The 17,492-nt window shown below is 58.3% G+C and carries 17 protein-coding genes; 12 read left to right on the forward strand and 5 right to left on the reverse strand.

The genetic code is table 11. The features are described from left to right. Positions 1-39 precede the first annotated feature (39 nt). From ABVR31_RS02380 to ABVR31_RS02390, 3 genes are read left to right on the forward strand one after another with little or no spacing between them, the layout of a single operon-like run. Positions 40-1,779: an autotransporter assembly complex family protein gene (locus tag ABVR31_RS02380; RefSeq protein ID WP_031280152.1), complete on the forward strand. Its 1,740-nt coding sequence runs from the start codon at positions 40-42 to the stop codon at positions 1,777-1,779. Continuing rightward, the gene (locus ABVR31_RS02385) at positions 1,776-5,546 is read left to right on the forward strand and encodes a translocation/assembly module TamB domain-containing protein (protein ID WP_372771755.1); all 3,771 of its coding nucleotides are present in this window, start codon (positions 1,776-1,778) and stop codon (positions 5,544-5,546) included. The genes ABVR31_RS02380 and ABVR31_RS02385 overlap by 4 nt, the downstream gene beginning before the upstream one ends. A 2-nt stretch (positions 5,547-5,548) precedes the next feature. Continuing rightward, a complete protein-coding gene (locus tag ABVR31_RS02390; RefSeq protein WP_031280151.1) occupies positions 5,549-5,902 on the forward strand; it encodes a gamma-glutamylcyclotransferase in 354 nt (117 codons plus the stop codon). An 80-nt stretch (positions 5,903-5,982) separates the two neighbouring features. Here the strand turns inward: ABVR31_RS02390 and ppa are convergent, their stop codons facing one another. From ppa to ABVR31_RS02405, 3 genes are all read right to left on the reverse strand, one after another. Continuing rightward, positions 5,983-6,513: an inorganic diphosphatase gene (gene ppa, locus ABVR31_RS02395; protein WP_021509737.1), complete on the reverse strand. Its 531-nt coding sequence runs from the start codon at positions 6,511-6,513 to the stop codon at positions 5,983-5,985. A gap of 100 nt (positions 6,514-6,613) precedes the next feature. Next, the gene (locus ABVR31_RS02400; protein WP_021509736.1) at positions 6,614-7,063 is read right to left on the reverse strand and encodes a DUF441 domain-containing protein; all 450 of its coding nucleotides are present in this window, start codon (positions 7,061-7,063) and stop codon (positions 6,614-6,616) included. Between the two features lie 67 nt (positions 7,064-7,130). Further along, positions 7,131-7,544: a lysozyme inhibitor LprI family protein gene (locus ABVR31_RS02405; protein WP_021509735.1), complete on the reverse strand. Its 414-nt coding sequence runs from the start codon at positions 7,542-7,544 to the stop codon at positions 7,131-7,133. 172 nt (positions 7,545-7,716) lie between these two features. Here ABVR31_RS02405 and ABVR31_RS02410 point away from each other — a divergent pair, with 172 nt between their 5' ends. Next, on the forward strand, positions 7,717-9,276 hold the full coding sequence (locus ABVR31_RS02410; protein WP_372773954.1) for a methyl-accepting chemotaxis protein: 1,560 nt from the start codon (positions 7,717-7,719) through the stop codon (positions 9,274-9,276). A gap of 210 nt (positions 9,277-9,486) precedes the next feature. Here the strand turns inward: ABVR31_RS02410 and fbp are convergent, their stop codons facing one another. Next, the gene (fbp, locus tag ABVR31_RS02415; protein WP_021509731.1) at positions 9,487-10,494 is read right to left on the reverse strand and encodes a class 1 fructose-bisphosphatase; all 1,008 of its coding nucleotides are present in this window, start codon (positions 10,492-10,494) and stop codon (positions 9,487-9,489) included. 168 nt (positions 10,495-10,662) lie between these two features. On the opposite strand from fbp, the gene mpl reads away from it, so the two are divergent. Then, positions 10,663-12,018, forward strand: a complete 1,356-nt coding sequence (mpl, locus tag ABVR31_RS02420) for a UDP-N-acetylmuramate:L-alanyl-gamma-D-glutamyl-meso-diaminopimelate ligase (protein ID WP_372771756.1) — start codon at positions 10,663-10,665, stop codon at positions 12,016-12,018. A gap of 248 nt (positions 12,019-12,266) precedes the next feature. Here the strand turns inward: mpl and yjgA are convergent, their stop codons facing one another. Beyond that, a complete protein-coding gene (yjgA, locus tag ABVR31_RS02425) occupies positions 12,267-12,809 on the reverse strand; it encodes a ribosome biogenesis factor YjgA (RefSeq protein ID WP_058759857.1) in 543 nt (180 codons plus the stop codon). Between the two features lie 115 nt (positions 12,810-12,924). Here yjgA and pmbA point away from each other — a divergent pair, with 115 nt between their 5' ends. The 7 genes from pmbA to ABVR31_RS02460 all read left to right on the forward strand — a co-directional run bounded on the left by pmbA (position 12,925) and on the right by ABVR31_RS02460 (position 17,463). Next, positions 12,925-14,265 carry a metalloprotease PmbA gene (pmbA, locus tag ABVR31_RS02430; RefSeq protein ID WP_372771757.1) on the forward strand — a complete coding sequence of 447 codons (1,341 nt, stop codon included), beginning with the start codon at positions 12,925-12,927 and terminating at the stop codon, positions 14,263-14,265. A gap of 72 nt (positions 14,266-14,337) precedes the next feature. Then, positions 14,338-14,724 (forward strand): cytochrome b562, encoded by a 387-nt coding sequence (gene cybC, locus ABVR31_RS02435; protein WP_021509728.1) that lies wholly within the window; start codon positions 14,338-14,340, stop codon positions 14,722-14,724. A gap of 263 nt (positions 14,725-14,987) precedes the next feature. After that, positions 14,988-15,326, forward strand: a complete 339-nt coding sequence (locus ABVR31_RS02440) for a glycine dehydrogenase (RefSeq protein WP_010617110.1) — start codon at positions 14,988-14,990, stop codon at positions 15,324-15,326. A gap of 19 nt (positions 15,327-15,345) precedes the next feature. Next, on the forward strand, positions 15,346-15,702 hold the full coding sequence (locus ABVR31_RS02445) for an SFCGS family glycine-rich protein (protein ID WP_021509727.1): 357 nt from the start codon (positions 15,346-15,348) through the stop codon (positions 15,700-15,702). 2 nt (positions 15,703-15,704) lie between these two features. After that, the gene (locus tag ABVR31_RS02450) at positions 15,705-16,001 is read left to right on the forward strand and encodes a DUF4312 family protein (protein ID WP_021509726.1); all 297 of its coding nucleotides are present in this window, start codon (positions 15,705-15,707) and stop codon (positions 15,999-16,001) included. A gap of 25 nt (positions 16,002-16,026) precedes the next feature. Next, positions 16,027-16,803 carry a DUF4311 domain-containing protein gene (locus ABVR31_RS02455; RefSeq protein ID WP_021509725.1) on the forward strand — a complete coding sequence of 259 codons (777 nt, stop codon included), beginning with the start codon at positions 16,027-16,029 and terminating at the stop codon, positions 16,801-16,803. A 12-nt stretch (positions 16,804-16,815) separates the two neighbouring features. Beyond that, positions 16,816-17,463 (forward strand): DUF4310 family protein, encoded by a 648-nt coding sequence (locus tag ABVR31_RS02460; RefSeq protein ID WP_021509724.1) that lies wholly within the window; start codon positions 16,816-16,818, stop codon positions 17,461-17,463. The last annotated feature ends 29 nt before the right edge of the window (positions 17,464-17,492 follow it).

Raw genomic sequence — 17,492 nt, forward strand, 5'->3', positions numbered from 1 at the left:
CCTGCGGAATAGGGGCAGGCATTATTAACAGGAGTACGCGTGCCGCGATTTCATGCTTATTGCTTGGCCAGCCTGCTGCTTGCCGCACCTGCTGTTGAGGCAGCCAAAGTGCGACTGCAGCTGGAAGGCCTGACCGGGGAGTTACAGAAAAACGTCAGGGCGCGCTTGTCCACTATCGGCAGTGACGAGGTGTCGAACGATGGCCGTTTCCAGGCGCGCGTGGCTGCCGCGATCAAAGAAGGTTTGCGTGCGCTGGGCTATTACGAGCCGCAGATCGACTTTGAATCACGCCCGGCACCGCCGCAGGGTGGCCGTCCAGTGCTGATTGCCCGCGTCACCGCCGGTGAGCCGGTGAAGATTGGCGGCAGCACCATTGTGGTGGAAGGTGCCGCAAAAGACGATCCTGACTATCAGGCGTGGGTGAAGCAGGGCAGGCCGAAAGTCGGCAGCCAGCTCAATCACGGCGACTACGATAAATTCAAAAACGGCTTCTCCAGCCTGGCGCTGCGTAATGGTTACTTCGACGGTGACTTTAAGCAGAGCCAGCTTGGTGTCTCGGTAGAACGGCGCTTAGCGTTCTGGGATATCGACTACGACAGCGGCCCGCGCTATCGCTTCGGCGATGTCAGCTTTGAAGGCTCGCAAATCAATGAAGCCTATCTGCGCAACCTGGTGCCGTTCAAAAAGGGCGATCCCTATAGCTCACGCGATTTGGCCGAACTCAATCGGCGCCTCTCCGCCACCGGCTGGTTTAATTCTGTCGTCGTGGCACCGGAGTTCGATAAAGGGCGCCAGACCAAAGTGCTGCCGCTCAGCGCCGCCGTGTCGCCGCGCGTGGAGAACACCATCGAAGCCGGTGTCGGTTACTCGACGGACGTCGGACCGCGGCTGAAAGGCACGTGGAAAAAGCCGTGGATCAATGACAGCGGCCACAGCCTGACCTCCAGCGCCTATATCTCCGCGCCGGAGCAGCAGCTTGATCTTAGCTATAAAGTGCCGCTGCTGAAAAGTCCGCTGGAGCAGTACTACACCTTCTCCGGCGGCCTGAAACGCACCGATCTCAACGACACCAAATCGGACACCACCACGCTGGCGATGTCGCGTAACTGGGACAGCAGCTCCGGCTGGCAGCGCGCGGTTAACCTGCGCTGGAGTCTCGACCACTTTACTCAGGGCAGCGTCACCAACACCACCATGCTGCTCTATCCGGGCGTCAGCCTGAACCGCACCCGTTCGCGCGGCGGCCTGATGCCGACCTGGGGCGATTCACAGCGCTACTCGGTAGACGTGTCGGACACCACCTGGGGCTCGGACGTCGACTTCCTGATCCTGCAGGCGCAGAACGTGTGGATCCGCACGCTGGGCGAGAAGCATCGCTTTGTGGCGCGCGGTAACCTTGGCTGGATTGAAACCAACGACTTTGAAAAAGTGCCGCCCGATCTGCGCTTCTTCGCCGGCGGTGACCGCAGCATTCGCGGTTACAAATACAAAGATATCTCGCCGCGCGACGACGAAGGCAAACTCACCGGTGCCTCAAAGCTGGCCACCGGCTCGCTTGAGTATCAGTACAACGTCTCCGGCAAATGGTGGGGTGCGGTATTCGTCGACTCCGGTGAAGCGGTCAACGACATCAAGCAGAGTAACGTTAAAACCGGTGCAGGCTTCGGCGTGCGCTGGTCTTCTCCGGTAGGGCCGATCAAGTTTGATATCGCGCGCCCGATTGGTGACGACAAGGAGCATGGATTGCAATTTTATGTAGGACTGGGGCCTGAACTATGAAGCTGTGGAAAAAGGTCCTGATCGGTATTGGTATTTTCCTGCTGGTGCTGTTGGCCAGCGTGGCGTTTCTGGTGGGCACCACGCCCGGATTGCATCTGTTGTTTAAAGGTGCCGATCGCTGGGTGCCGGGCCTGTCGATTAACAAGGTGGAAGGCGGCTGGCGCGATCTGACGCTGAGCGGCGTGAAGTACCAGATGCCGGGCGTCAGCGTGGATGCCGGGCGCTTCCATCTGGCGCTCAACCTCAACTGCCTGCTGCACTCCTCGGTGTGCGTGAACGATATCGCGCTGCAGGATGTCAGCGTGGTGGTCGACAGCAAAAAAATGACGCCCGCCAGTGCGCCGCCGCCGGAAGAGGAGAGCGGCAGCAGCAATCTCAGCACGCCATACCCGATTACCCTGAGCCGGGTCAGCCTGCATAACATCAACGTTAAAGTCGATGACACCGCCATTTCGCTGCTCGATTTCACCAGCGGCCTGCAGTGGCAGGATCGCGCGCTGACGCTCAATCCCACCCATATCCAGAGCCTGCTAATCGCGCTGCCGAAGGCGGCGAAAGTGGCGGACGAACAGGTGGTGCAGCCTAAAGTACAGCAGCCGCAGCCGGATGAAAAACCGCTGGGCGAAACGCTGCAGGCGATGTTTGCCGAGCCGCTGCTGCCGGCACTGCCGGATTTCCAGCTGCCGCTCGACATCAACGTGCAGCAGCTGTTGGGTGAGCAGTTGCGCATCACCGGCGATACGGATGTGGCGATTACGCGTCTGCTGCTGAAGGCCAAAACTACCGACCGGCATGTGCAGCTGGAGACCTTTAACGTCGACTCGCCGCAGGGACAGATCAACGCCAGCGGCGATGCCCGGCTGGCGGATAACTGGCCGGTCAATTTTGTGCTCAACGGCTCGCTGAATCTCGATCCGATTAAAGGCGAGAAGATCAAACTGAACCTCGCCGGGGCAATGCGCGACGAGCTGAAGCTGGGCCTGAATCTCTCGGGGCCGGTGCGTGCCCAGCTGGACGCCGCCGCACAGCCGGCGGTCGCCGGTCTGCCGCTGTCGCTCAAACTCACCAGCCCGCAGCTGCGCTGGCCGCTGACCGGTCCGGTGCAGTATCAGGCGGATAATCTCGACTACCAGTTCAGCGGCAAAGCCACCGACTACGTGATGTCGCTGCGCACTGCGGTGAAGGGCGAAGCGGTGCCGCCGGCCACCATTACGCTGGACGGTAAAGGCAACGTGCAGCAGTTCAGTCTGGATAAACTGCGTGTGGCGGCGCTGCAGGGCAACATTGACCTTAGCGCGCTGGTGGACTGGAGCAAAGCCATCAGCTGGCGCAGCGAACTGACGCTGGCGGGCATCAATACCGCTAAACAGTATCCTGACTGGCCGGCGAAGCTCGACGGTAAAATCACCACGCGAGGTAGCCTGTACGGCGGTAGCTGGCAGCTCAGCGTGCCGCAGCTGGCGCTGAAGGGCAATGTGAAACAGAACGCGGTGAGCGCCGAAGGCTCGCTGACCGGCAACAGTTACAATCAGTGGAAAATCCCCGGCATTGACATCGCGCTGGGGCGCAACCATCTCGACGTGAAGGGCGAACTGGGCGACGCGCTAAATCTGGATGCCAGTGTCGATGCACCGCATCTGGATAACGCGCTGCCGGGCCTCGGCGGCGTAGCCAAAGGCACCATCAAGGCGCGCGGTACGCTGCAGGCGCCCCAGCTGCTGGCCGATCTAACCGCCAGCGGCCTGCGCTGGCAGCAGTTGCAGATCCGCCGTGTCACGCTGCAGAGCGATGTGAAATCCAGCGATCAGGTCGCCGGTAAACTGCAGCTGCGCGTGGAGCAGCTACAGCAGGACGCGCTTAAGATCGGCCTGCTAACGCTCAACGCCGACGGTAACGAGAAGCAGCATCAGCTGAAACTCAACGTGCAGGGCGAGCCGGTCTCCGGCCAGCTGGCGCTCAACGGCAGCTTTGACCGCCAGACGCAGCGCTGGCAGGGTAATCTCAACAATACGCGTTTTGACACGCCGGTGGGCGAATGGCGCCTGACGCGCGCGATGACGATTGACTACCTGAAGAGCAAACAGAGCGCCACCATCGGGCCGCACTGCTGGCAAAACCCCAACGCGCAGCTGTGCGTGCCGGAGCCGATCGAGGCCGGAGCCAGCGGCCATGCGCACGTGGTGCTGAACCGCTTCGATCTGGCGATGGTTAAGCCGTTCCTCACCGATGCCACCCAGCTGAACGGCGTGTTCAGCGGTGATGCGCGCGTGAACTGGACCGCCGACGGCGCGCTGCCGACCGGCACGGTGTCGCTTAAAGGAAACGGCGTAAAAGTGGTGCAGGATGTGCAGGGGAATAACCTGCCGATCGCCTTCGACACGCTCAACCTGAATGCGGCGCTGCGTAATGGACGCGCGCAGCTCGACTGGCTGATTCACATCGTGAATAACGGTCAGCTGAGCGGCAACGTGCAAATCGCCGATCCGGAGAATCGCCGCCAGCTGTCAGGCAACATCGGCATCAGCAACATTTCGCTGGCGATGCTCAACCCGGCGCTGATGCAGGGCGAGAAGATTAAAGGCAACCTCAACAGCAATCTGCGTCTCGGCGGCACGCTGCAGCAGCCGCAGATCTTTGGTCAGCTGGGGCTGAGTGATGTTGATGTGGATGGCAGCTTTATGCCGGTCGATCTCACCTCGGCTAATCTCAACCTGGTGTTTAACGGCATGAGTTCCACGCTCAACGGCCTGATCCAGACGCAGCAGGGTAACCTCAATCTGGGCGGCAACGCGGACTGGAGCCAGCTGGATAACTGGCGCGCGCGCGTTACTGCGCAGGGCAGCCGTATTCGCGTTACCGTTCCGCCGATGGTGCGGATGGACGTTTCGCCGGACCTGGCGTTTGAAGCCACACCGGCGGCGTTCAACCTTGACGGCAAGGTTGATATTCCGTGGGCGCGCATCACGGTGCAGGAAGTGCCGGAGAGCGCTACCGGCGTGTCGTCGGATGAGGTGATGCTGGATGAGAACCTCAAGCCGATTCAGCCGAAAACCGCCGCGATCCCGATCAACAGCAATCTGGTGATCCACGTCGGCAACGATGTGCGCCTCTCGGCCTTTGGCCTGAAAGCGCGACTCAACGGCGATCTCAAACTGGTGCAGGATAAAACCGGCCTGGGCTTAAACGGACAAATCAATATTCCTTCCGGCCGTTTCCACGCGTATGGTCAGGATCTGATTGTGCGTAAAGGCGAGCTGCAGTTCGCCGGTCCGCCGGATCAGCCGTACGTCAACCTGGAGGCGATTCGTAACCCGGAAGCCACCGAGGATGATGTGACAGCCGGTCTGCGCGTCACCGGACTGGCCGACGAGCCGAAGGTGGAGGTCTTCTCCGACCCGGCAATGTCGCAGCAGGAGGCGCTGTCTTACCTGTTACGCGGTCAGGGACTCAGCAGTGATGGCGACAGCAATGCCTTAACCTCGGCGCTGGTTGGACTGGGGGTTGCACAAAGTGGTCAGGTTATGGGTAAAATCGGCGAGACCTTCGGCGTCAGTAACCTTGCGCTTGATACCACCGGTGTCGGCGACAGCCAGCAGGTGCAGGTGAGTGGTTATGTGCTGCCGGGTCTGCAGGTAAAATACGGTGTTGGCATATTTGATTCACTGGCGACGCTCACTTTGCGTTATCGCCTGATGCCCAAACTCTATTTGGAAGCCGTGTCGGGTCTCGATCAGGCACTGGATTTGCTCTATCAGTTTGAGTTTTAGCAATGCGAATAATTGTCTACGGCAGTTTACGGCGCAAACAGGGAAATAGTCATTGGATGACCAATGCGCAATGGCTCGGCGACCATCAGATTGAAGGGTTTGCGCTCTACAATCTCGGTCACTATCCGGGCGTGGTTGAGGGGGACGGCACGGTGTACTGCGAAGTGTATCGCATCGACGCCAGTACCCTCGGCGAGCTGGATGCCTTGCGCAGCAAGAACGGCGAGTATAAGCGCCAGCTGATCCAGACGCCCTACGGCAGCGCCTGGCTGTACGTGTATCAGCGTTCGATTGCCGGTCGCACCCGCATCGCGAGTGGCGACTGGTTACGGCGCGATGACGCCGCAGAAGCGTAAATAAAAACACCGCCCAGTGGGCGGTGTTTTTTTATCTGCCGATCGCCGTATATAGCGATGCGGCAGCGCTGACAGAAAACTTATTTCTTCTGTGCGCGCTCGAAAGAGGAGATGATTTCAGCTTTAGCCGCTTCCGCGTTGTCCCAGCCGTCAACCTTCACCCATTTGCCTTTTTCCAGATCTTTGTAGTGCTCGAAGAAGTGGGTGATCTGCGCTTTCAGCAGTTCTGGCAGGTCGTTCACATCTTTAATGTGATCGTACTCTTTGCTCAGCTTGGTGTGCGGAACCGCTACCAGTTTGGCATCTTCACCTGATTCGTCGGTCATCTTCAGCACGCCCACCGGACGGCAGCGGATCACTGAACCTGGCTGCAGCGGATACGGGGTTGGCACCAGCACGTCAACCGGGTCACCATCCAGAGACAGCGTGTGGTTGATGTAACCGTAGTTGCACGGATAGAACATGGCGGTAGACATGAAACGGTCTACAAACAGGGCGCCAGACTCTTTGTCCACTTCATATTTGATCGGATCGGCGTTGGCCGGGATCTCGATGACGACATAGATATCTTCTGGCAGATCTTTACCTGCAGGCACCTGGTTCAAACTCATCTGGCTTTCCTTCATTAGTCGTAAGTTGAGTGACGGCTATTATAGCCAACTGACTCTGAAAGTATGCCCCCTTTTTGGCGTTTCGGAATGGTCCAGCAGGCTACTTCGTGGTGACAAACAGCGACACAATCCCTGCGGCGATTAGCGGCCCGACCGGCACGCCGCGAAAGAACGCCACACCAATCACCGTGCCAATCAGCAACCCGCCAATCACCGACGGCTGCACGCTCATTAAACTGACGCCGCGACCGCCGAGCCAGGCAACAAACACGCCAACGATAATCGCCACAATGGATTGCCAGTTAGCAAAGGATTTCAGCAGCGACGAGGCCGGCAGCGTGCCGCTTGCCAGCGGTGCCATGACGGCCACGGTGAGAATAATGATACCAATCTGGATGCCTTGCTTTTCGACGTAGGGAAAGAACTGTGCCAGCGGCGTGAGCTTAATCACCAGCAGGATGAGAATCGAAATGGTAACGGCGCTGTTGTGGACGAAGTAGCTCAGGATGGCGAGGCAGATAAGAATGAGGGTCGAGGCGTAGGCAGCCATGGTTTCTCCGTGAATAATGGGCGCGCTGACCGTGGCCAGCGCTAAGCGTGTTTAACGCCCCCATTTATCAACAATCATCGGGATTGGCGCAACTGCCTTTGTTGATTGATTGCAGCATCAGCGCCTGGTTGCGCACCAGACTGACGCCCTGCGCGCCCACTGACAGCGCCGCCATGGAGCCCTGACTGCTGAGGAAATAGCTACGGCTGGCATCGGTCCAGCTATCACGGTAGGCCAGCCAGGCGCGCTGCGCATTGCGCAGTTTGTCTTTGGGCTCACCGGTTAATTTCTTCATCAGCTGGCTATATTGCGCATTCATCTCTTTGTCCCACGCCTTATTGGCCGTGCTGTAGCACTGCGACATGCCGGCGGTGCTGGACTCTTTATTCAGGCATTGATTGAGCTGCTGATCGATAGGGTTTTGCTGTGCCATTGCTACGCTGGACGCGAACAGACAGGCGAGCGGAAGCCATTTTTTCATCGTTACATTCCTTGCTTTTAGCGCTACGAACTTCAGGAAATCTGAAGCGTAGATGATCGTAATCAGGTTGACCATCAATGAAGGATAAAGTTTCCCCCGGTCACTGCCGATAATCTCTCCGTTTTAGGGCTACTGGATTCTCCCTTTTTTAAAGCGCACGGGAATTATCATGATCACACAGCTATCTATACGCACGGCTTTACTCTCTCTTCTGGCCTTTATGACGCTGCTGCTGCTGGCAGTGAGCGGTATGGGCATCTACGCCATCAATTCCGGCAACCAGTCACTTGACGCCATCAACCGTATTCAGGGCATTGAACTTAACAGCCTGTATCAGAGCAACGCCGATCTGATGCGTGCCCGCGCCAGCGCCGCGCTGGCGGTACGCAAAATCGAAATCGGCCTGCTGGACGAGGGCGCGACCGTTACCAAACAGGCGCAGGCGGATGTCGCCAGCTCGCAACGCCATCTGGCCGCGTTTATTGATGCCGGTACCGTCACCGCGCAGGGCAAAAGCCTCGCTGATGCGGTCGCGGCCGCGTTCAGCGCGTATCAGAAAGGTGCCATGGCACCCATGATGGATGCGCTGCAAAAGCAGTATACCGATGAGTATTACCAGGTGCTGGAGGGCAACCTGTCGCAGCTGGCGGCTAACTATTCCAAGGCAGTGAACGACTTCAGCCTGTATGCCGACGAGGTCTCTGCCGCACGTCTGGCGGCAGCGGCGCAAAATGAACTGCAGATGAAGATCATGATTGGCGTCGCCGTCGCGCTGACTCTGTTGCTGATTGCACTGGCCTGGCTGCTGCTGCGCCGCGCGCTATTGCGTCCGCTGGACGGGGCGATCCAGCATCTGGAGCAGATTGCAGCCGGCGATCTGTCGCAGCCGCTGCCGGCAGCGGCCAATAACGAAATCGGCCGTCTGAACCAGGCGCTGACGGGAATGCAGCTGGCGCTGCGCAACTCGGTCAGCCAGGTGCGTGAAGCCAGCCTGCAGATTGACGTCGGCAGCCGCGAGCTGTCCGCGGGCACGGTGCATCTGTCGCAGCGCACGGAAGAGTCGGCGGCCTCGCTGGAGCAGACTGCCGCCAGCATGGAGCAGCTCACGGCTACCGTCCGGCTTAACGCCAGTAACGCGCAGCAGGCCAATCAGCTGGCCAGTAGCGTGTCCGATACCGCCGACCGCGGCGCGGAAGTGGTGTGCTACGTGATGGAGAAGATGCGTGAGATCACCCACAGTTCCGATCGAATCGCCGATATTCTCAGCGTGATCGACGGCATTGCGTTCCAGACCAACATCCTGGCGCTCAACGCCTCGGTGGAAGCGGCGCGTGCCGGTGAGCAGGGGCGCGGTTTTGCCGTGGTTGCCAACGAAGTGCGCACCCTGGCCGGGCGCAGCGCCAGCGCCGCCAAAGAGATTCGTGAGTTGATCAGCGAATCACAGACGCGGGTCAAAGAGGGCAGCGACATGGCCACGCGCGCCGGCGAAACCATGGATGAGATCTCCAGTGAAGTGATGCGGGTGACCGCGCTAATGAAAGAGATCTCCATCGCCTCGGAAGAGCAGAGCCGCGGCATTGAGCAGGTCAATCAGGCGGTGACGCAGATGGATGAAGCCGCGCAGCAAAACGCCGCGCTGGTGGAGCAGGCCAGTGCCGCTACGCAGTCGCTGGAAGCGCAGTCGCAGCAGTTGCAGGCATCTATGGCACAGTTCCGCGTGGCGACAGCATAATCAGGGCGGGGTCAGGGATGACCGGTAACGTTGCCTGCGTTCGCCCTGATGGATGGCGACGCGGGAGAAGATAACGCGGTAATTTACGCGGTGCGCATAAATGCGCACCCAACATAAACCGTGCCATCAACCTGTAGGGTCGCCATTAATGGCGACCGAAAATCATTTACTGGCAGGCATCACATGCAGGCATTTTAAATGCCCGCTTACTTACGCCTGATGTTCGTCCGGGAACTCACGCATAAAGCGTTCAACGTCGTCGACCATCGCATCATTACCGCAGAAGAACGGGCAGCGCTGGTGCAGCGTTTCCGGCTGAATATCGAGGATACGGTTTTTACCGTCGCTGGCTTTACCGCCTGCCTGTTCGGCGAGGAAGGCCATCGGGTTGCACTCATACAGCAGGCGCAGCTTGCCTTTCGGGTGGCTGGCGGTGCTGGGATAGAGATAAATGCCGCCTTTCAGCAGGTTACGGTGGAAATCCGCCACCAGCGAACCGATGTAGCGCGAGGTGTAAGGGCGCTTCGTTGAAACATCTTCTTCCTGGCAGAACTTCAGATACTTTTTCACGCCCTGCGGGAAGCGGATGTAGTTCCCTTCGTTGATTGAGTAGGTGTAGCCTTTTTCCGGGAAGGTCATGCGTTCGTGGCTCAGGCAGAACACACCGAGCGACGGATCGTAAGTGAAGGCATGAACGCCCACGCCGGTGGTGTACACCATCATGGTTGAGGAACCGTACACCACGTAACCTGCGGCAACCTGCTTGTGGCCCGGTTGCATGAAATCGGCTTCAGTGATTGGCGTGCCTGGCTCACTAATACGATGATAAATCGAGAAAATGGTGCCGACGGAAACGTTAACGTCGATGTTCGAGGAACCATCCAGCGGGTCCATCAATACTACGTACTTACCGTTCTCCGAACCTTCAAAGATGACAAACTCATCTTCTTCTTCGGAAGCAATCCCCGCGACCACACCGCGCGCCTTCAGTGCCGCTTTCAGCTTTTCGTTAGCGAACAGATCCAGCTTCATCTGCTGCTCACCCTGCACGTTCTCTACGCCGCTGGCACCAAGAATATCCACCAGACCCGCTTTGTTGATGTCGCGGTGGATGATTTTTGCGCCCAGCTTGATGGAGGAAATCAGCGCCGTCAGTTCACCTGTGGCGTGAGGAAAGTCGTGTTGCTTCTCGACGATGAATTCGCCTAACGTTTTCATAACACATTCCCTGAATCTACGATGGAGTGGCAGCAGCTGTAACAAGCTACCAACGTATGCGTACGCAGTTTAGCCGATTGAACTTCAAAAACCATAGTCCTAATCCGTTTCTTCCCTCCGGACTCGGCGTTACACTGTGCGCCGAACTTTTGAGTAATGGATCTTTTTATGCGCATTCACATCCTTGGGATTTGTGGCACTTTTATGGGCGGACTGGCGATGCTGGCCCGCTCGCTCGGACACGAAGTGACCGGTTCAGATGCCAATGTCTATCCGCCGATGAGCACGCTGCTGCAACAGCAAGGCATTGAATTAACAGAAGGTTACGACGCCTCGCAGCTGGACCCGGCACCGGACCTGGTGATCATCGGCAACGCCATGACGCGCGGCAACCCGTGTGTGGAAGCGGTGCTGGAACGCAACATTCCTTACCTCTCCGGACCGCAATGGCTGCACGAGTTCGTGCTGCGCGATCGCTGGGTGCTGGCGGTGGCCGGTACCCATGGCAAAACCACTACAGCCGGCATGGCAGCGTGGATTCTCGAGGCCTGCGGCCTGGAACCGGGCTTTATTATTGGTGGGGTGCCGGGTAACTTCGACGTATCGGCAAAATTAGGAAAAAGTCCATTCTTCGTCATTGAGGCGGATGAGTACGACTGCGCGTTTTTCGACAAGCGTTCCAAGTTTGTACATTACTGCCCGCGCACCCTGATCCTCAACAATCTTGAGTTCGATCATGCCGACATCTTCGACGATCTGCGGGCGATCCAGAAGCAGTTCCACCATCTGGTGCGCATCGTGCCGGGTCAGGGCAAGATCCTGCTGCCGGAACACGATCACAACATTAAGCAGGTGATGGCGATGGGCTGCTGGAGCGAGCAGGAGAGCGTGGGCGATAACGGTCGCTGGCAGGCGAAGAAGCTGGTGCCGGATGCCTCGCGCTGGGAAGCGTGGCTCGACGGTGAGAGAGTGGCGGAAGTGAACTGGGCGCTGGTCGGCGAACACAACATGCACAACGGCCTGATGGCGATTGCCGCCGCACGTCATGTTGGCGTGAAGCCGTGCGATGCCGGTGAGGCGCTGAACAGCTTCATTAACGCGCGTCGTCGCCTTGAGCTACGCGGCGAAGTGAACGCGATTAAGGTGTATGACGATTTTGCCCATCACCCAACGGCGATTCTCGCTACGCTGGCGGCGCTGCGCAGTAAAGTCGGCGGCACCGCACGCATTCTGGCGGTGCTTGAGCCGCGCTCTAATACCATGAAGATGGGCGTGAGCAAGAACGAACTGGCCCCTTCGTTAGGGCGTGCCGATGAGGTATTCCTGTTCCAGCCGCACCACATTCCGTGGCAGGTCGCCGACGTTGCGGAAGCCTGCATTCAGCCGGCGCACTGGAGCGCGGACATTGATACGCTGGTGGAGATGGTGGCTAAAGCGGCGCAGCCGGGTGATTCGATTCTGGTGATGAGCAACGGCGGCTTTGGCGGGATTCATCAGAAACTGCTGGAGCGGTTAGGTAAGTAATGCGTGGCCGGTTCAGGCCGGCCCTGGTCCGAGAGGCGATCTGCCCTCATCCCAGCCTTCTCCCGCAAGCGGGAGAAGGGGCCGTCCGGTTCGGACGTCACATTCAGCGCTCGTCCTCCGCTACCTCAGCACAATGCTTTAGCTACCCCAACACTGCGCTTCAACTACCTCAGCACTGCGCTTTATATCCCCTCTCCCGCTTGCGGGAGAGGGTTAGGGTGAGGGCGGGGCAACCGTCCGCAGTGGACTTACGCTTCAGCCAGCTCGCGCAGGTACTGGAAAATCTGGCGGGCGGCTTTTGGCGGCTTACTGGCGGCTTTCTCTTTCTGCGCGTTGCGGATCATACTGCGCAGCTGCTGACGGTCAGCGTGCGGATAGAGATTCAGCACTTCCGCCACCGCGTCATCACCCTGCTCGATCAGCCGATCGCGCAGCTGCTCCAGCTTATGGAAAAGTGCAACCTGCTGGTTGTGGCGGTTCTTCAGCTTATCCAGTGCCAGGCGGATTGGTTCTTCGTCGCGCTGACGCAGCATTTTACCAATCAGCTGCAGCTGGCGGCGGCGGCCTTCCTTCTTAATGCGCTGCGCCAGTTCAATGGCGTCACGCAGCTGTTCATCAAGCGGGATCTTATCCAGGGAGTTTTTCCCTAAATCCACTAACTCGGCGCCCAGGCGTTTCAGCTCCTCGGCGTCGCGTTTAATTTCACTTTTACTGACCCAGATAATCTCTTCGTCTTCTTCTTCCTGATTATCCGGCACATCGTCGAGCCAGTCTTCGGGCTGCTTCGTCATCTGTTGGCTCCCTAAAAAAAGAGGCTAATCCTACCAGTTTATCGGGCGACTGCGAAATTGTTCTCTGAGTCTGATAGACTCAATAAATTCATACTTAAGATTAGACGGCAGGTCGATGAACGTATCTACTCAGGTTGCAGAACAACGTAAAGTGTTGGAACAGGCTGTCGCGCAGGCGCTGGAACTGGCGCAAGCCAGCACCGACGGAGCAGAAGTGGCGGTCACCAAAACCACCGGAATCGGTGTCAGTACCCGCTACGGCGAAGTGGAAAACGTCGAATTCAACAGCGATGGCGCGCTTGGCATCACCGTCTATCACCAAAACCGCAAAGGCAGTGCTTCCTCGACCGATCTCAGCCCGGAAGCGATTAAACGCACCGTGCAGGCGGCGATCGATATCGCGCGCTACACCTCGCCCGATCCCTGTGCTGCGCCGGCCGAGCGCGATCTGCTGGCGTTTGAGGCGCCGGATCTCGATCTCTATCACCCGTGGGAGATCGACGCCGATCGCGCCATTGAGCTGGCCGCGCAGGCCGAGCAGGCCGCGCTGCAGGCTGATAAACGCATCACCAATACCGAGGGTGGCAGCTTTAACAGCCACGTCGGCATCAAAGTCTTTGGTAACAGCCACGGCATGCTGCAGAGCTACTGCTCGAGCCGGCATTCGCTGTCGAGCTGCGTCATTGCCGAGCACAATGGTGACATGGAGCGCGACTACGCCTACACCATTGGCCGCGCGATGGGCGATCTGCAAAGCGCCGACTGGGTGGGCGCGGAGTGCGCGCGCCGCGTGCTGGCACGTCTTTCGCCACGTAAGCTGCCGACCATGAAAGCGCCGGTGCTGTTTGCGCCGGAAGTGGCCACCGGCCTGTTCGGCCATCTGGTGGGCATGATCAGCGGCAGCAGCGTTTACCGTAAATCCACCTTCCTGCTCGACGCGCTGGGCCAGCAGATTCTGCCGTCGTGGCTGACGATTGAAGAGAAGCCGCACCTGCTGAAAGGGCTGGCGTCGACGCCGTTCGACAGCGAAGGCGTACGCACCGAAGCGCGCGAAATCGTGAAAGATGGCGTGCTGCAGAACTGGCTGCTGACCAGCTATTCGGCGCGTAAGCTTGGCCTGCAAAGCACCGGCCACGCGGGCGGCATTCATAACTGGCGCATCGCCGGTCAGGGCCACAGCTTTGACGATCTGGTGAAGCAGATGGGGCGCGGTTTGATCGTTACCGAGATGATGGGTTCCAGCGTCAGCGCCATGACCGGCGACTACTCACGCGGTGCGGCTGGCTTCTGGGTTGAAAACGGTGAAATTCAATACCCTGTGAGCGAGATCACAATTGCGGGTAACCTCAAAGATATGTGGCTCAATATGGTAACGGTCGGTAACGACATTGAAACGCGCAGCAATATACAATGCGGATCGGTGCTGCTGCCGGAGATGAAAATCGCCGGACAATAAAGACATCGCTTGATGAAAGCAGCCCACAGCGGCTGCTTTTTTTTCGCCTGATAATAATTAAAGGAAAACGTTATGCGTAAGCATGTGATTGCTATGTTGTCTTTGTCGTTGCTGTTCTCTTCAGCCAGCCTGTTCGCGGCTGACCTGGAGCAGGATATGGATACCCTGAAAGACGGGCTGAGTGTCGTTAAGAAAACCTCTGACGCGCAGGAAATGCACGCTGCACTGGGCAAGATGCGTGCCGCTGCGCAGGATGCAAAAAAATCCACGCCGGAAAAACTGGAAGGTCAGGGCGCTGACAGCGCACAGATTAAGGATTACCACGCCGGTCTGGACTCACTGATTGCCCAGATCGACGTTGTCGACCAGCTGGCGCAGGCCAACAAGCTGGACGAGGCGAAAACCGAAGCGAAGAAACTGGAAGATATCCGTAACGCCAACCATAAGAAATTCCGCTGATAAACCGGGCCAGCCTGCAGGCTGGCCTTATTCCTGCCGCGGCTTCGCGTCATTCCACCGTTTTTATCCCGCTTTTTACCTCATTTCACGCATTTCGTGAGCAATCTCGCATAGTTCGTGCATCGTGCGATCTGGCGCACAGTCGCCCGTGGGATTTCCACTTTGAGGTGGAAATGTTGCGTCTCCACACCGCCAGGCGGACAGCGTAATTTCTTCTCAACGCGAATTATCTGACATTGTCCGCTGTAAACAGGAGTAACAAGGTGAGGAGTGATGCTGTCCCGCTGAAACCGAGCACGCCGGAGGCAATCCAGGCGCTGGCGGATAAGGTGATGAATCAAATCGCGGCGCTGTATGCCGCGCACCACATTGCAGCCAATGCGGTGCAACAGCAAATGCTGGCCTCACATGTCCGCGCCATGGCGGCTCGCTCTCTCACCGGAGAGGCGCTACCGGACGTCGAAGCCGAACTGTTTGAGGACATCTCGCCTGAGACCATGGCGCTGGCGCAGCAGGTGGTGGATCTGTTTGGCAATTTGCCTGTCGAAGAAGCCTGGCTGCTGTCGGTGCATATCGAAGTGGCGAAATCGAACGAAGCATGAATTGAGAGAGGAACGGAATATGGTAACGGTAGTGATTGGCGATCGTCTGGGTAAAGGGCAGAAAGTGGCAGCTGGCGTGGAAAAAGCCGGCGGCCGGGCAGTAGTGGTGCCGGGCGTGGCGGCGGATATGAAACTGGGCGACGTGATGAAAGCGGAAAACGCTGATTTCGGCATCTCCTTCTGCGGCAGCGGCGGCGCCGGTGCCATCACCGCGCAGAACAAGTACGGCTACAAAGCCAAACACGGCATGCGTTCGGTTGACGAAGGGGTAACCGCCATCAACGAAGGCGCCACCGTGCTCGGTTTTGGCTTCATGGATAAAGAAGAGCTGGGTGAGCGTCTGGTTCAGGCCTGGAATAAAAAACACGGCAGCTAAGCATGAAACAACAGTATGAGACGCAGGTCACGGTGCAGGGCAAAGGCGACAGCAAAGCAAAAGCCTTCGCCGATGCGCTCAGCAAGGTGCAGCAGCAGGTGCTGCGCACCAGCCAGAAAATTCTGTTGCGCATTGAACCGCTCGATGTGCGGGTGCTGCGCGCGCAGGAGAGCGTGCGGAAGGAGAAATTTCTGTTCTTCTTCCTCGCGCGTGAACGGCGGAATTACAGCGTGGAGCTGGAAATTACCGTCAGCGTCACTGTGATCGACACCGAGAGCGTGACCTTCACAGCAACGTAAGAATAACGACAACAAGGGTAACATTATGTTTTTAATCATTTTGTTTAAGTCGTTGATCATAGGTGGATTAGTCGGCGTGGGCGTTGGAGCGGGCGCGGCGCGCATGTTCCACGCGCCTGTCACGCAGGGCATGGGTGCCTTCCGTACGCTGGGCGAGCTCAACTCCTGCGAGGGCGATCCGGCTTCGCACTTCTCCTTTGGTCTCGGCTTCTTCTTTAACGCCTGGGCATCCTCCGTTGCCGCGGGCTCCTTCACGCAGGATGTGGATCACCGCATTCTGCCGAACTGGGGCGCGGCCGCACTGATGGTAAAGAACCGCAACGTCGCGGAAACGCTGCATAACCCGAAACGCATGGCGATTGCCTGCGGCATCATCGGCATGATCGTGGTGGCCTTCCTGAACAGTACCGCTTCTGCCGTACCGGCTGCGCTGCAGGTGACTGCGGTAAAAGTGCTGGTGCCGGCGGCGAATCTGCTGGTGAACACGGTGATGCCGGTGATCTTCTGGCTGGCGGCGATAGATGCCGGTAAGAAATCGGGCTTCTGGGCAACCATTTTTGGTGGTCTGGCGCAGTTGATCATGGGTAACGCCGTGCCGGGTCTGGTGCTGGGCATTCTGATCGGTAAAGGCGTGGAAGAGAGCGGCTGGAACAAAGTCACCAAAGTGATGATGGCTGCGATTGTCCTGCTGTTTGTGCTGAGCGGCTTCTTCCGTGGCTTCGATGTGAAACTGCTGCAATCCTTCCAGCTCGGCATCCCTGGCTGGCTCGACATGATCCACAACAGCCTGAGCGGCAAATAAGGAGCCTTCAGCATGAACGAGAACGAAAACAAAGGGTTCTGGTACGCCGACTGGTCTTTCCCGCTGTTTGTCGGCCTGCTCTCCTCCGGCGTATTCGCCGGGACGCACATGTACTACCTGTACGGCATCGGTGCTTTTAACGAAGTGGCATTCGTTTCGATGCTGCGCTCCGGCATGGAAACCGGCGTGTACGGCGCGGTGGCGGCGTTTGGTGCCAGCTTCCTGTTTGCGCGCATCATTGAAGGCTCGCTGGTAGGGATTCTGGATATCGGCGGCGCGATTCAGACCGGCGTCGGCCTCGGTGTGCCAGCGCTGCTGCTGGGAGCCGGTATCGTGTTTCCGGTGGCGAACTTTGCCGCCTCGCTGGCAACCGGGCTGGTGATTGGCGTGGCGATTGGCTACGTGATTATCCTCGCGCGCAAATTCACCATCAACCAGAGCGATTCCACCTACGGCGCGGACGTAATGATGGGAGCCGGTAATGCCTCGGGTCGCTTCCTTGGTCCACTGATTATTCTGTCTGCCATGGCGGCGTCGATTCCGATCGGCCTCGGTTCGCTGGTCGGTGCGCTGCTGTTTTACCTGTGGAACAAGCCGATTACCGGCGGCGCCATTCTCGGTGCCATGGTGCTTGGCGCTATCTTCCCGGTTTCGCTGTAAGCGCTAAATGGCTGCACAATCCCGTAGCG

The sequence above is a fragment of the Pantoea sp. WEP genome, from assembly GCF_041678305.1.
GTDB classification, from domain to species: domain Bacteria; phylum Pseudomonadota; class Gammaproteobacteria; order Enterobacterales; family Enterobacteriaceae; genus Pantoea; species Pantoea dispersa.

Bases quoted from the DNA above. Each gene is read 5' to 3' on its own strand.
- ABVR31_RS02460 (WP_021509724.1), top strand. From the start codon at position 16,816: ATGAACGAGAACGAAAACAAAGGGTTCTGGTACGCCGACTGGTCTTTC.
- ABVR31_RS02385 (WP_372771755.1), top strand. From the start codon at position 1,776: ATGAAGCTGTGGAAAAAGGTCCTGATCGGTATTGGTATTTTCCTGCTG.
- ABVR31_RS02445 (WP_021509727.1), top strand. From the start codon at position 15,346: ATGGTAACGGTAGTGATTGGCGATCGTCTGGGTAAAGGGCAGAAAGTG.
- cybC (WP_021509728.1), top strand. From the start codon at position 14,338: ATGCGTAAGCATGTGATTGCTATGTTGTCTTTGTCGTTGCTGTTCTCT.
- ABVR31_RS02450 (WP_021509726.1), top strand. From the start codon at position 15,705: ATGAAACAACAGTATGAGACGCAGGTCACGGTGCAGGGCAAAGGCGAC.
- ppa (WP_021509737.1), bottom strand. From the start codon at position 6,513: ATGAGTTTGAACCAGGTGCCTGCAGGTAAAGATCTGCCAGAAGATATC.
- ABVR31_RS02400 (WP_021509736.1), bottom strand. From the start codon at position 7,063: ATGGCTGCCTACGCCTCGACCCTCATTCTTATCTGCCTCGCCATCCTG.
- ABVR31_RS02390 (WP_031280151.1), top strand. From the start codon at position 5,549: ATGCGAATAATTGTCTACGGCAGTTTACGGCGCAAACAGGGAAATAGT.
- pmbA (WP_372771757.1), top strand. From the start codon at position 12,925: ATGAACGTATCTACTCAGGTTGCAGAACAACGTAAAGTGTTGGAACAG.
- mpl (WP_372771756.1), top strand. From the start codon at position 10,663: ATGCGCATTCACATCCTTGGGATTTGTGGCACTTTTATGGGCGGACTG.
- ABVR31_RS02455 (WP_021509725.1), top strand. From the start codon at position 16,027: ATGTTTTTAATCATTTTGTTTAAGTCGTTGATCATAGGTGGATTAGTC.
- ABVR31_RS02405 (WP_021509735.1), bottom strand. From the start codon at position 7,544: ATGAAAAAATGGCTTCCGCTCGCCTGTCTGTTCGCGTCCAGCGTAGCA.
- fbp (WP_021509731.1), bottom strand. From the start codon at position 10,494: ATGAAAACGTTAGGCGAATTCATCGTCGAGAAGCAACACGACTTTCCT.
- yjgA (WP_058759857.1), bottom strand. From the start codon at position 12,809: ATGACGAAGCAGCCCGAAGACTGGCTCGACGATGTGCCGGATAATCAG.